Here is a 13,526-nt window from a genome sequence, read left to right on the forward strand (position 1 = left end):
GACCTTGAAAATGCATATCGACGACACGCGGCGGAGCAATCTACCGTTCACCGCCAACGTTCTGCAGCGTCTCGAGCGCCTCCAGAAGCACATTTCTGGTCGTCCCCACTCGGCTGACGCACAATCCGCACGTGACGAGGTCCGGAAGGACGACCTCGTCGAAGTACTCGCAGCTCGTGCGCACGACCAGCCCGACAGCCTCGCCGCGAACCGGGTCGAGAAGACCGCGATCGATGAGCCATCCATTGACCGCGGTATCGAACCAGGTGTAATGAACGGCATTGTTCACGTGCCCGTAGATATCGATGTCTTTCCACTGGGTGTTCACCTGACAAAACCAGTGAAAGTCGTTTCGAGGCCGCGGCCTGGTCCGAGTCATGAGCGTCTCCTCAGCGGCAATTACGCGGGAACGGCCGTGCCGTACGGCACATTGCGATTGCCGAAGCGGCGCACTCGGATGTTGGCTTGCTCGCCGTGCGCGATCATGCCTTCGATCGCGCAGAGCCGCGAGCAATACGAGCCGATCAGCGCGCTCGCTTCATCCGTCAGCACCTTCTGATACGTGCAGGTCTTGATGAACTTGCCGACCCACAGACCACCGGTGTAACGCGCGGCCTTACCCGTCGGCAGCGTGTGATTCGTGCCGATGACCTTGTCGCCATAGGCGACGTTGGTGCGCGCGCCGAGGAAGAGCGCACCGTAGTTCTTCATGTTCTTCAGGAAGTAATCCGGGTCACGCGTCATCACCTGAACGTGCTCGGATGCGATGCGATCGGCCACCGGAACCATCTCTTCGAGCGTATCCGCCACGATCACTTCGCCATAATCGCGCCACGAAACCCCTGCCGTGTTGGCGGTCGGCAGAATGTCGAGCAGGCGTTCGACTTCGGCGATGGTGTCCTTCGCCAATTGCATCGAGTTCGTGAGAAGAACGGCCGGCGTGTTGAAGCCGTGCTCCGCCTGACCCAGAAGATCCGTCGCGCACAGTTCCGCATCGACGCTGTCGTCGGCAATCACCAGCGTTTCGGAGGGCCCCGCGATCAGGTCGATACCGATGCGGCCGAACAGTTGACGCTTCGCTTCCGCGACATAGGCGTTGCCCGGTCCGACCACCATCGCAACCGGATCGATCGTCTGCGTGCCGAGCGCCATCGCCGCGATCGCCTGAACACCGCCGAACGTGTAGATTTCATCGGCGCCGCCGAGGTGCATGGCCGCGACCACCGCGGGATTCGGCTTGCCACCGACCGGCGGCGATGCGGTGATGATGCGCGCAACGCCCGCCACCTTCGCCGTCACGACGCCCATGTGCGCCGATGCAACCAGTGGAAACTTGCCGCCGGGGACATAGCACGCCACGCTATCGACCGGCATGTTCCTGTGGCCCAGCACCACGCCCGGCAGCGTCTCGATTTCGACATCGCGAATGGACTCGCGTTGTGCCTGGGCGAAGTTGCGCACCTGAGCCTGCGCAAACTTGATGTCGTCGAGCTGGCCCGGCGACAGCGTGCGAACACAGCGCGCAATCTCGTCTTCCGACAGCCGGAAGCTTTCGGGCGACCAGTTGTCGAACTTCGCCGAGAGTTCGGCGACTGCCGCGTCGCCGCGCGATGCAACGTCGCCGAGGATGCCCGTGACCACGTCACGAACCTTGTCGGCGTCTTGCGACGATTCTTCCGCGCTACAACCATGCTTCAAGTATTGGATTGCCATTTGCATTTCCTTTTTTGCGGGGTGACGGGGAAGCAGCTGCGCCGTATGTTTGAAGGCTGGCTGCGTTGATGAAAATGTAGCGCAATTTTTTATGCAAATTTTGCGCAAATGCTCGATACTTTCCCTAGACGGCCGATTTCAAGCGGAAATACGACATCGCTTTCACAACGCATCAATGCAAATTTATGCAAACCAAACCTCGTACAGGCATCCGCGCAAAGGCATCGAAAGTCCGGCTCGAAGATGTTGCCGAGCGCCTTGGCATCTCGGTATCAACGGTGTCGCGGTCATTGGCCGGTCATCCCGCGATCAGTAGCGAGACCCGTGGCGCCGTGCAGGCAGTTGCGGCTGAAATGGGCTACCGGATTCCGTCGCAGGGTCGGTCCACGCGCAAGTCGGCGACGAAGCTGATCGGGGTGGTCGTCGGCGCGCTGCATAACCGGTTCATGACCTTGTTGCTGACGCATCTTCATGACGCCCTGCAGGAGTTCGACTATCAGATCACCTTGATGATCGACTCGATGAACGACGCGGACAATCTGCTGGCATTTCGACCTTTGATCGACGGCTATCTCGACGGGATGATCTTCGCCACCGCGACGCTCGACTCACCTGTCGTGGCAGAGATGCAGAGACGCGGCATTCCGCTGGTGCTCGTCGTCCGGTCCGTCGACGATGTGAGGGTCGACACGGTCGAGGTGGACAACGTTCACGCCGGCGCACTCGCAGTCGAGCATCTGTATCAGCTTGGACATCGACGGATCGGGCTTGTCATGGGTTCGCAGAATACGTCGACCAGCAGAGATCGCGTCAAAGGAGCCTTGCAGTGGCTTGCGGGCGCGGGCATATCGCCGACATCGGTGCCGTTGATCTACTGCGATTACACCAGCGAGGCCGGATACTCCAGCGCCATCGCGATGCTGAGTGAGGAAACCCGCGTCACGGGCATCGTCGCCGGGAACGACACGATCGCACTGGGTGTGCTCGAAGCGGCCAAGAGGCAGAGCATCGCGGTGCCCCAGCAACTCTCGATCATCGGCTTCGATGACATGCCTCTTGCCGGATCGCCGCTGGTCGGTTTGACGTCGATCCGACAGCCCGTCGAAGCCATGGCGCGCACCGCCGCGCGCAGACTCGTCGAGCGCATTCGAGCCGGAGGGATGGGCGCACCGGTGCACGATGTCCTGCCCATCCAGCTCGTTCGTCGCGATACCACGGGGCCGATGGGCTGAAAGGATCACGTAGAACCTCGGAATCAGCTTGAGAGCGGCATCAACCACGCAATCCGGTCCGTTCACATGCGCGCCCCGGCTCAAATGTCAGCGAGCCTGCGAATTCAGCTTCGCCACCAGCACGTCACCGAATTCCGGCGCTGACATCGGCTGCTGACCCGTGATCAGCTCACGATCAACGACCACGTTGCTATGCCAGTTCGCGACCGTATCGACATGCGCGCCCGCTTCCGCAAGCGCATTCACCGGATAGAACTGCACATTGCCGCCGAGTCCGTTCGGGCCTTCGAGTTGCTGCTCCTCGCCCGTGGAAAAGACGGTCAGGCGATAACCCGCATAAGGCCAGCCCGCCGCAAACGAATTCGCCTTGCCGTCATTGGCGATCATCGATGCGATGAAGGCGTCCGGATCGTGGAGCGCCGACAGCAACACGATCGGCCCGTGACAGATGATTCCGGTCGGACGCCCACTGTCATGGAAGCCGACAAGGATCTTGCCGAGATTGCGGTCCTTGAGCAGATCCACCATCGGCGCGTGGCCGCCGGGAATGAACAGGCCGACATATCCGCCCGTTCCCTCCGCGACCACCGAGGCAAGCGTCTTCGGATGCTTCAGTTGAGCGATGCCTTGCGCGTACTTGAGAGCATCTGCGCGCGCCGTGTCATCGCCGCCGAAAAACATCTTGTTGTTCGAGTTGGCGTCCATGACGGGCATGTCGCCTTTCGGATTCGCGATGACCGGCTCGTAGCCCGCCTCGACGAGCTTTCGATACGGCACGACGAACTCGTTCAGGTAGTAGCCCGTTTCATAGCGCTTGCCATCGCGCAGTTCGAGCTCATGCGCGCTCGACATCACGACAAGCACCTTGCCGCGCGATTGTGCCGACGCGCTCGCCGGCAACGCAAAGGCAGTGGCCATCGCGAGCGCGGCCGCGCCGAATTTGAGGATGTTCATGATGGTTCTCTTTAGACGCAGGGTTACTCGACATTCGACGCATAACGCGGCGCAGCCTTGGCATTCGCGAACCGGGGCGTCAGCGCGCGACGGTCCGCTTCCCACTTAGTCCATTGGTCGCCGTCATGCAGCGTCGGAATGGTCACCAGTTCGCCCTGATCGAGTCCGGCGAGCGCGGCATCCACGAGGTCGTCGGCGGTCATCGTGCTCGCCGCTTCCTTTTGCTTCGCGTAACCCGCAACGTCCCAGAACTCCGTTGCCGTCGCGGCCGGCAGCACGGTCTGCACGCGCACGCCCTTGCCTGCGAGGTCGCGCTGCAGCGCATGGCCGAAGCTCAGCACATAGGACTTCGACGCGCTATAGACACCGTTCAGCAGTTCGACCGCAATGCCGACCACCGAGCTGATGTTGATGATGGTGCCCGCGCCCTTCGCGACGAACGCGGGCGCGGCTGCATAGGTGAGGCGTGTCAGCGCCGTGATGTTCAGGTCGATCATCGATTCCATGGCGTCGACATTGCCGTCGAGCACCGACGCAACCGAACCGACGCCCGCGTTGTTCACCAGCATCGTGATGCGCGAGTCTTCGCGAAGCAGGGTTTCGATTTTCGCGAGCGCGGCCTTGTCGTTGAGATCCGCGGCGACGGTCTCGATCGAGCGGCCCGTCTCTCTCGTGAGGCGGTCTGCGAGCGCATCCAGCCGGGACTGGTTGCGCGCCACCAGAATCAGGTCGAAGCCGCGACGGGCGAGGCGGTCCGCGTAGATGGCGCCGATGCCGGCCGATGCGCCCGTGACCAGTGCAAATCCTTTCGTAGAAGCAGTCATGATCGTTCCTTTGAGTGGGTTGAGCCAACAGGGTGCTGGTTCATGGAGCGAATTCTGACCTCTGCTGCCTCCGACCTCAATGTCATATATGCAATGTTTCAGGCCATCGATTGGCCGTCGCGCCTGTCTCTTTTGTGCTAACTTCAACGAATCAGGCCATCGAATATCGAACATCATGCATACCGTCGGACTTCTCGTTTATCCGAATTTCCAGTCGCTCGCGCTGGCCGTGGCGAGCGTCTTCGAATACGCCAATCTTCTGCGCGACGAGACGTCGTACCAGTTCAGCATCGTGTCCGAGCACGGTGGCCCGGTCGCGTCGTCGCAGGGTTTTTCGGTGCATAGCGAACCGCTGGCCGAAGAGGGTTACGACACGCTCATCGTCGCGGGCGACAACGAATGCCGCCTGCCTTCGGCAGCGCTTGTCGAATACCTTCGGCAGGCACCGCGCCATTCACGGCGCATTGCTTCGATCTGCACGGGAGCGTTCGTTCTGGCCGCCGCCGGTCTGCTGGAAGGCAAGCGGGCAACGACGCACTGGTTCCACGCGCGTGCCTTCCAGACGCAGTATCCGAACATCCGGCTCGAAGAAGACCGCATCTACGTGGTCGACGATCAGATGTGGACGTCAGCGGGGATGAGCGCGGGCGTGGACCTCGCGCTCGCGATCGTCGAAAGCGATTTCGGACTGGAAACCTCGCGCATGGTCGCGCGCAAGCTCGTGCTGTATCAGCGACGCGGCGGCGGCCAGTCGCAGTTCTCGGCGCTGCTCGAGATGGGAGCACGCTCGGATCGCGTGCAGATGGCGCTCACCTACGCGAGTGAAAATCTGGCGAGCGATTTGTCGGTCGAGCGGCTGGCCGAAGCGGCACGGCTCAGCCCGCGCCAGTTCAGCCGGGTCTTTCGTGAGGAAACGGGGCAATCGCCCGCCAAGGCAGTCGAGCGGCTTCGCGTCGAGGCCGCCCGCCTGATGATGGAGACGACGCGCCATCCGATCGAGGTGGTCGCGAGAGAGACGGGCTTCGGTGACCGTGAACGCATGCGTCAGGCGTTCCTGCGTGCGTTCGGTCAGCCGCCGCAAACCATTCAGCGGGCGTCGGGCGTCACGCCGCTTGCGCTGTAGCGTCGCTCGCTCTACTGCTCCCCGGGCGTCCATTCCGGGCTGTAGCCACCCAACGCCGGGTGATACATCTCGTCGCCGGAATGCTGGGTGAATTCGACGTTGAGCCGGTCTTCACGCAAGCCGAGAATTTCGATGCAATGCGCGCAAAGCGCCTTGGCCACGTCCATACGCAGTTCGGGCGGCCTGCCCTTTCTGATGTCCAGCATCATCACCGCGACCGGCGTTGGCTCCTCGCCGGGTTCGGGAATCCGCCAGACGCCTCCCTCGCCCAGCTCTCGAATCGCGACGCTGATACGCCTGATGTCCACCGACATCATCCGCGCGTAGGTCTCGCTCATCTTCAGCGCCAGGCGCCGCTTGTCTTCCACCGAATAGTGGTCGTTCACGTCCAGTTGCAGGTAGGGCATGGTCGTCACACTCCTTGAAAGCCTCATTTTTCATCGGATGCAGCGCCGTTCCAATGTCGCATGTACAAGGTTTTTCGGACACGCGACACGCTCAGAACAGGTGATGAATGCCCGCCAACACGACCGTTTGCCGGTTCGACGACGATGGCCCGATGCCCAGCGTGTTCGCCACCGCCCCCGATGACGCCTGCTCCACCATCACGTCGGCGTAAAGCTGCGTGAGCTTCGAGAGCGCATAGACGTTGGCGATCGTCACCTGGGTCCAGCGCTCGCCGGCGAATGTCGTGGTCCATGCGCCCACGCCGATCATATACGCGGGCGTCACCTGGAAGTTCGCGCCGCCGTCGATCGTCCGATAGTTGTCCGCCCTGCCCCGTTCCTCGATGCGCACCTGCGTGAGCAGCGCGTGCAACTGCACGCGCCCGATCTGAAAGCTTCCGCCGATGCCCGCGTTACGCACGCTGTCGGCGACGAAGGGCGCGCCCGCCGTGAGACCGATGCCCTCGAAGCTCGTCAGCCCGAGGCCGCCCGCGAGATTCAACGTGCGATCGCGATACTCCGAGTAAGCCGCCGCGAGATTGAGCGGGCCATAGCCATATGTCGCGCCGAAGCTGATGCTGCGCCCCGTTGTGCTGCTCGACTGATTGGTGAAGCCGTACATCGCGCCGAGCGTCACGCCCGCGAACGTCGGGCTGCGGAACTTGATCGTGTTCGACAGCTCGACGGGCACCGTATTGCCCAGACCGTCGATATTGCCCGGGTGAAACGCGGAGAAATCGCCGAGCGTCTGCGCCGTCGACAACGGTCCGAGCATCTCGAAGTGAAAATCCGTCTGCCGTCCGAGCGTGACCGTGCCGATGCTGCTTTCGCTCAGTCCGACGTAAGCCTGCCGGTTGAACAGCGTGCCCGCGCTCGACATCGCGCCGGTAATCGTCGAAAAGCCGGATTCCAGCTTGAATACCGTCTTCAGCCCGCCGCCCAGATCCTCGACGCCGGTCAGCCCCCAGCGATCGGCCTGCAGCGTGCCCTGCTGCGCGATGAACGCGCGTGCGCCGCGCAGATTGCTCACGTATCCGACGCCCGCATCCAGACTGCCGTACAGCGTGACGCTGCTTTGCGCATGCACGCCGCACGCGACGAGCAGCATCGACAAGGCGAGCGCATTCCGACTCTTGTTCATGAGGGTCTCTCGATCGATCGAAGGGATGAGCCGGCCGAACGCCGGCGAAGGGTCAGGACGCCAGCGTCTGATAAAGAATCGCCGCGCCCGAAACGATGGCGAACGCCATCACGCTGATGCGCAACACGCGCGCATTGAGCCGCTGATGCACGTGCTGGCTGATCCACGCGCCGACGATCACCGGCGGCACCAGACACAGCGCCGACATGAACTTCGCGCCGGTGATCGTGCCCGTCACGCTCAGCATCGCGAGCGAGAGCGCCTCGCCGATCGCGAAGCACAGCGCGATGGTCGAACGCAGCGCCGGCGCGCGATAGTGCTGGAAGACCATCGCGAGCGCGGGGCCGCCGATGCCCGTCGCGGTTTCGGTGATGCCCGTCACCGCGCCCGCCGCCATCAGCGCATTACGGCCCGGCAGAAAGCTCGGCGCGCATAGCGTCGCGACGGCGGCCGCGATCGTCGATGCACCGATGAACACGTTCAGGTCGTGCGCCGAGATGCGCGCAATGATCCACACGCCCGCCACCGCGCCGGCCGTTCTGCCGACCGTGATCCATAGCGTGCCTTTCGAATCGAGCGCGGGCCGCTCGCGCCAGGCGAGATAGACGTTCAGGGGCAGCATCAAAATCAGCAGCGACACCGGCAGCAGGCCCGGCTCGATCAGTCCGATCACGGGTGCGCAGATGAGCGCGAAGCCGACGCCGACCGCGCCCTGAATGAACGCGGCGATCGCGACGGTCGATGCGAGAACGATAAAGACAGTCAGACTCACGGGCAGGCTCTCTCAGGCGGTGGGAAGGATCGCGTCCGATGCCGCGTGACGCTCGGCTTCGTGCACACGCGGCGCGCTGTGCACGCGCTGGATGGGCGCGCGCGCGACGACTTCGCTCGCGATTTCGTCGACTTCGCGCAGGAAGGCGCGCGCGTCCCAGTCGGTGGGCCAGCCTTGCCAGAGACGCAGCTTGCCGGCGACGAACACGGCTTCGATCTGGCTGCGGTTCGCGAGCCGCACCAGTTCCCATGTGAGGTCCCACGACGGGCGCATCTCGGGCACGTCGAGATCGACGAGCAGAAAGTCCGCCGCCTTGCCCGGCGCGATCTCGCCGATGCGCGCGTCGAGACGCAACGCGTTCGCGCCGCCGCGCAACGCGCGATCGAGCCACAGCTCGCCGCCGCCGCACGACGAATCGCCGGTCGCGAGGCCGAAGGCGAAGCGCTGCGCGGTTTCGGCCGCATCGATCAGGCGGAACGCGTCGCTGCGCGTGCCGTCGGTGCCGAGACCGAAACGGATGCCGAGCGCGGCCATCTGCAACGCGGGCGCGACGGCATTGCCCTTCCACGAACTCGCGACCGGGTTGTAGCTCACGGCCGCGCCGGTTCCGGCCAGCAGGTTCAGCTCCGAAGGCGTGACGAGCGTCGCGTGCGCGATCAGCGTCTGCGGCCCCAGCGCGCCCGCGTAATGCAGATGCTCGATCGGTCGCATCTTGCGTCGCACGATGGAGCGCTCGACCGCCGCGAGATGCTCGTTCGCATGCGTCTGGAACACCGCGCCCGCGTCGGCGCACAGCGCGGCCGCCGTTTGCAGCATGCCGTCCGAGCCCGCTTCCGGCACCGAGACCGCGAGCGACGGATGCACGAGCGCATGCCCTTCCCAGCGCGCCAGATGCTGCTGCGCGCGCACGACGATCGCGGCGCGCGCGCGGGCGTCGATGTCATCGGCGAGATCGTTGCAGATGAGGCCGAGCACGCAACGCACGCCGGCCTCCTGCGTGGCCGCCGCGATCGTCGAGGCATCGCCGCTCGCGCGCGTGCCCGCATCGCAGACGGTCGTGAAGCCGCCGCGCAGCGCTTCGAGCGCGGCGAGCTTCGCGGACAGATACACGAGGTTCTCGTCGAGACAGTTCTCGAGCGGCACCCAGATGCGCCGATAAATCTCCGAAGGCTCGCCGAACGCAAGCGCCTTGCCGAAGGATTGCGTCAGGTGATGATGCGCATCGATGAAGCCCGGCATCACGAGCTTCTCCGGCAGCGCGAGCGGGCTCAGATGCGGATGGCGCGCGATGACTTCATCGGCGGGACCGACCGCCGTGAACATGCCGTTCGACACGACCACGGCGTGATCGCGCTGCGGGCCGTCGGCGAGCAGCACGTAGCCCGGCAGGAGCAGGAATTCGTCGTCGTGCAGACGGGCAGGCGTGAGGGAATCGTTCTTCATGATGGTTCTTCAGTGGCAGGAGCGGTTGTCGTTGACGGCGGCTTCGAGATGCGCGGCGGGATCGGCGGCGCGGCGCTCGCGCCAGTCGAGGTTCAGATGCGCGAACAGCGCGTTGACGAGGACGGCGGTGAGCGCGCCCATCGCGAGGCCGTTGCCCAGCACGATCTGCAAGGCGGCCGGAAAGCGGCTGTACACGCCGGGCACGACGATCGGCAGCACGCCCATCGTGAGCGCCGCGGCGAGCGTGTACATGTTGGCGCGCGAGCGCAGCTCGACCTGGCGCAGCAGGTTGATGCCCATCACGCCGATGATCGAGAACACGATGAGCGCCGTGCCGCCCACCACCGGCGCGGGGATCGCGTTCGCGAGCCGTCCGAGCGGCGCGAGCAGCGCGATGACGACGAGCAGCACGCCAGCCGCCGCCGTGACGAAGCGCGAGCGCACGCCCGTCGCCTGCACGATGCCGATGTTCTCGCTGCTCGTGATGATCAGCGACGTGCCGAAGAGGCCGCCGAGCACGGACATCAACGCATCGCCGCGAATGGTCTTCGGCACTTCGGTCTGAGGATCGATTTCCTTGCCGACCACTTCCGCGATCGCAACCGTCTGACCCGTCGCTTCGGCCATCGAGATCACGCTGAAGATGATGAGCGGCAGCGCGGCGAGCACGTCGAAGCGCGGCATGCCGAACGGCAGCGGCGTGGGCAGCGTGACGAGCGCGCCACTCCAGACGTCCGCGAAGCTCATCACCCCGAGCGCCCAGGCGAGCGCCGCGCCCGCAAACAGGCCGAGCAGCACGGCGAGTTGCCCCAGCATCCCTTTGAAGAGCTTCGCGAAGAGCACCGTGAAGCCGACCGTCGCGAGCGCGAGGCCGATCCCGAGCGGGCTGCCGAACTCCGCCGTGCCCGGCGTGCCGACGATCACCACGCCGTAGATGCGGATCAGATTGACCGCGACGAGAATCAGCATCGTGCCGATCACGATGCGCGGAAAGAAGCGCAGGCAGCGCGCGAAGACCGGCAGCAGCAGGAAATAGAACAGGCCCGTGAGGATGGTCGCGCCCGCGGCGGTCTGGAGATTCGTCTGCTGCGCGATGAGCACGAACAGCACGACCGGCGCCCCGCCCGGCACCATGATGAACGGCAGGCGCGCGCCGAATTTGAGCGGCCCGAACGACTGCAACAGCGTGCCGAGCCCGCAGACGAGAAACGTCGCGCTGATCAGATCGACGGTGAGCGCGGACGAAAGCCCGAGCGCCTTCGCCACCAGAAACACGGCCGTGATCGGCGACGCCGCCACGACGAGGACATGCTGCAAACCAAACAGGACGAGCTTCGCGAGCGGCAGGCGCTCGTCGACTGCGTGAACCGGTGGATGATGGGCCATGACGGTCGACTCCGGTGGACGATTGATGAATCCCAAATCGATTTGGGATCGCGACAAAAGAAATGGGCGCCTGCCCCAAATCGATTTGTGATCGTAGAATGGTGCTTCATTTTCAGCCTGTCAAGCAGGGGATTTCATCAGGTCGTGCGACGCGTGCTCCGGTTTTTGATCGCAGGAATCGATCGCCGGAGGGGCCGCTGTGGCGTGAGAGAATCCCGCATCGAAACGTGAGCAGCGTGAACGAAAAGACCATGCAGAACCCGGCGCCGAACAAGCAGCGGCCCACCATTGCCGATGTGGCGCGCGCCGCGGGCGTCTCGACGACGACCGTCTCGCACGCGCTCAACGACAAGGGTTACGTCGATCCGCACACGCGTGAGCGCGTGAAGGAAGCGGCGCGCGCGCTCGGCTATCGCCCGAGCGTGCGGGCGCAGCGGCTGCGCACGGGCGAGGCGCACACCATCGCGCTGATTTCGTCGATGCCCTTCGAAATCGCGGGCGGCGCATCGAGGCTCGGCTTCCTCATGGAAGTCGCCGCCGTCGCCGCGGCGGCCGCGCTCACGCGCGGGCTCGCGCTCGTGCTGGTGCCGCCGGTGATGGCGGGACGACTGCCGCTCGGGCAACTCGACATCGACGGCGCGATCGTCATCGAGCCCACGACGGACGATGCCAATGTCGCGCATCTGCAGGATCGCGGCCTGCCCGTCGTCTGTCTCGGACGCCAGCCGGGCAACGACGCCGTACCGTTCGTCGACATCCACTCGTCGGCGACCACGGAGTTGCTGCTCGATCATCTCCGGGAACAGGGCAGCAAGCGGATCGCGCTGCTCGTCGGCGCGCAGCAGCGCAATTCGTACATCGAAGCGCGCGCGAGTTATGAGCGATTCTGCGCGGCGCACGGCATGACGCCGGTGATCGCGATCGCCGACGAATCGGGCGGCGAAGACGCGGGCCGCGATGCGTGCGCTTCATTGCTGCGCGACCATCCCGAGGTGGACGGCCTCTGCGCGCTCGTCGACGCATTCGCGGTCGGATCGGTTCAGGCGATCGCGCAGGCCGGCAAGCGCGTGCCCGAGGACATCAAGGTCGTCACGCGCTACGACGGCATGCGCGCGCGAAGCTGCCGGCCGCCGCTCACCGCCGTCGATCTCCATCTCGACGACATGGCGCTGCAGGCGGTCGAGTTGCTGTTCGCCCATCTCGGAAGCAAGGAAGGCGCGCGGTCGGTCGTGCCGGCCCTGCCGGAACTCGTGATGCGCGAATCGTCCAGCGTCGCGGACGCGCGGCTCGCCGAATAGCCGCGCTCATCGTCGCCCCTAGCATGCTGCTGCTTTGCACAAAAGTTGACTTTCGCACGCTAAGGACTAACCCCGATGCAAGAAAGTATCAGTCCGCGGTGTTATTTTAAGTGGTGAGATGACACCGAAAGGGCTACTTTTCAGTCATGGCAAGACGCGATGAAACGCGCTGCGCAAAAGCACAAAAAGCCGTGGAGACGATGCATGACAGCAAACCGGGAGACGACCGCGCGCAACGACGATGCCCGTCGCGCCAAAGCGACCGAGCCCGATCTGGAGCTGGTCGCCGTCCCGCGCGATGAGTCGTTCAAGGTGTGGTCGCATGGCTATCCCTATCGCACCGTGCGGTGGCACTTTCATCCCGAGTACGAGATCCATCTCATCACCGCGACCACGGGCAAATACTTCGTCGGCGATCACATCGGCAATTTCGCGCCGGGCAATCTCGTGATGGTCGGATCGAACCTGCCGCACAACTGGGTCAGCAACGTCCCGGGCGGCGATCGCGTCGCCGAACGCTGCCTCGTGCTCCAGTTCGATAGCGGATTCGTCACGCGCGCGACCGAGGCGTTTCCGGAGTTCAGGCGCATGGAGTCGCTTCTCGATTCATCGCGCTGGGGCCTGCTCTTCACACAGGAGACGGGCGCGGCCGCCGAACCGATCATGCGCGAGATGCTCGGCGCGCAAGGCATGCGGCGCATCGGCTTGCTGGCGGCGTTGTTCGAGTTGCTCGCCCAGAGCGAGGAACCTCAAAGGCTCGCGAGCGCCGCCTATCGCGCCGACCCCGACCGTTACGGCGAGACCCGCATCAATCACGTGCTTTCGTTCATCGGGAAGAATCTCTCGCAGGAGTTGCGCGAGACCGAACTGGCGGAACTCGCCGGACAAAGCGCGAGCGCCTTCTCGCGGTATTTCCGCCGTCATACGGGCGTGCCGTTCGTCCAGTACGTGAACCGGTTGCGCATCAACCTGGCCTGCCAGTTGCTGATGTCGGATGAGCTGAGCGTCACCGATATCTGCTATCAGGTCGGCTTCAATAATCTTTCGAATTTCAATCGCCAGTTCCTGTTGCTCAAGCAGATGTCGCCGACGCGCTGGCGCACCTATCAACGGCTCAACGCCGCGAGCGCGGCTGATTCGCTCGAGCAGGTCGAGATGCCGGAAATCGCCGGCTAGTGTGCGGCGCAATGGCTG

13 protein-coding genes are annotated in these 13,526 nt (G+C 64.2%); 4 read left to right on the plus strand and 9 right to left on the minus strand.

The window, feature by feature from the left end; all coding sequences use genetic code 11:
* Window positions 1-40: 40 nt before the first annotated feature.
* Entirely contained in the window at window positions 41-379 is a 339-nt protein-coding gene (locus QCE73_RS34210; protein WP_309885358.1) for a hotdog domain-containing protein, read from the minus strand.
* A 20-nt stretch (window positions 380-399) separates the two neighbouring features.
* Window positions 400-1,713 (minus strand): histidinol dehydrogenase, encoded by a 1,314-nt coding sequence (hisD, locus tag QCE73_RS34215; RefSeq protein ID WP_309885359.1) that lies wholly within the window; start codon window positions 1,711-1,713, stop codon window positions 400-402.
* Between the two features lie 185 nt (window positions 1,714-1,898).
* Between hisD and QCE73_RS34220 the strand changes: the two genes are divergently transcribed.
* Entirely contained in the window at window positions 1,899-2,945 is a 1,047-nt protein-coding gene (locus QCE73_RS34220; protein ID WP_035498299.1) for a LacI family DNA-binding transcriptional regulator, read from the plus strand.
* Window positions 2,946-3,032: 87 nt separating this feature from the next.
* Here the strand turns inward: QCE73_RS34220 and QCE73_RS34225 are convergent, their stop codons facing one another.
* Both QCE73_RS34225 and QCE73_RS34230 read right to left on the minus strand, forming a co-directional pair.
* On the minus strand, window positions 3,033-3,899 hold the full coding sequence (locus QCE73_RS34225) for a type 1 glutamine amidotransferase domain-containing protein (protein WP_309885360.1): 867 nt from the start codon (window positions 3,897-3,899) through the stop codon (window positions 3,033-3,035).
* 23 nt (window positions 3,900-3,922) lie between these two features.
* Window positions 3,923-4,723: an SDR family oxidoreductase gene (locus tag QCE73_RS34230; protein WP_309885361.1), complete on the minus strand. Its 801-nt coding sequence runs from the start codon at window positions 4,721-4,723 to the stop codon at window positions 3,923-3,925.
* Between the two features lie 175 nt (window positions 4,724-4,898).
* Between QCE73_RS34230 and QCE73_RS34235 the strand changes: the two genes are divergently transcribed.
* On the plus strand, window positions 4,899-5,846 hold the full coding sequence (locus tag QCE73_RS34235) for a GlxA family transcriptional regulator (RefSeq protein ID WP_309885362.1): 948 nt from the start codon (window positions 4,899-4,901) through the stop codon (window positions 5,844-5,846).
* 11 nt (window positions 5,847-5,857) lie between these two features.
* Here the strand turns inward: QCE73_RS34235 and QCE73_RS34240 are convergent, their stop codons facing one another.
* The 5 genes from QCE73_RS34240 to QCE73_RS34260 form a co-directional block, all read right to left on the minus strand.
* Entirely contained in the window at window positions 5,858-6,253 is a 396-nt protein-coding gene (locus QCE73_RS34240) for a hypothetical protein (protein ID WP_035498308.1), read from the minus strand.
* A gap of 91 nt (window positions 6,254-6,344) precedes the next feature.
* Entirely contained in the window at window positions 6,345-7,433 is a 1,089-nt protein-coding gene (locus tag QCE73_RS34245) for a porin (RefSeq protein WP_309885363.1), read from the minus strand.
* 52 nt (window positions 7,434-7,485) lie between these two features.
* Entirely contained in the window at window positions 7,486-8,205 is a 720-nt protein-coding gene (locus tag QCE73_RS34250; RefSeq protein ID WP_309885364.1) for a sulfite exporter TauE/SafE family protein, read from the minus strand.
* Window positions 8,206-8,217: 12 nt separating this feature from the next.
* Window positions 8,218-9,648 (minus strand): amidohydrolase family protein, encoded by a 1,431-nt coding sequence (locus QCE73_RS34255; protein ID WP_309885365.1) that lies wholly within the window; start codon window positions 9,646-9,648, stop codon window positions 8,218-8,220.
* Window positions 9,649-9,657: 9 nt separating this feature from the next.
* Window positions 9,658-11,034, minus strand: coding sequence for a uracil-xanthine permease family protein (locus tag QCE73_RS34260; protein WP_250487687.1), 1,377 nt, complete (start codon window positions 11,032-11,034; stop codon window positions 9,658-9,660).
* Between the two features lie 236 nt (window positions 11,035-11,270).
* Between QCE73_RS34260 and QCE73_RS34265 the strand changes: the two genes are divergently transcribed.
* Both QCE73_RS34265 and QCE73_RS34270 read left to right on the plus strand, forming a co-directional pair.
* Window positions 11,271-12,332 carry a LacI family DNA-binding transcriptional regulator gene (locus QCE73_RS34265; protein WP_309885366.1) on the plus strand — a complete coding sequence of 354 codons (1,062 nt, stop codon included), beginning with the start codon at window positions 11,271-11,273 and terminating at the stop codon, window positions 12,330-12,332.
* 204 nt (window positions 12,333-12,536) lie between these two features.
* On the plus strand, window positions 12,537-13,508 hold the full coding sequence (locus QCE73_RS34270; protein WP_309885367.1) for an AraC family transcriptional regulator: 972 nt from the start codon (window positions 12,537-12,539) through the stop codon (window positions 13,506-13,508).
* Window positions 13,509-13,526 lie beyond the last annotated feature (18 nt).

It is taken from the genome of Caballeronia sp. LZ029 (genome assembly GCF_031451275.1).
GTDB classification, from domain to species: domain Bacteria; phylum Pseudomonadota; class Gammaproteobacteria; order Burkholderiales; family Burkholderiaceae; genus Caballeronia; species Caballeronia jiangsuensis.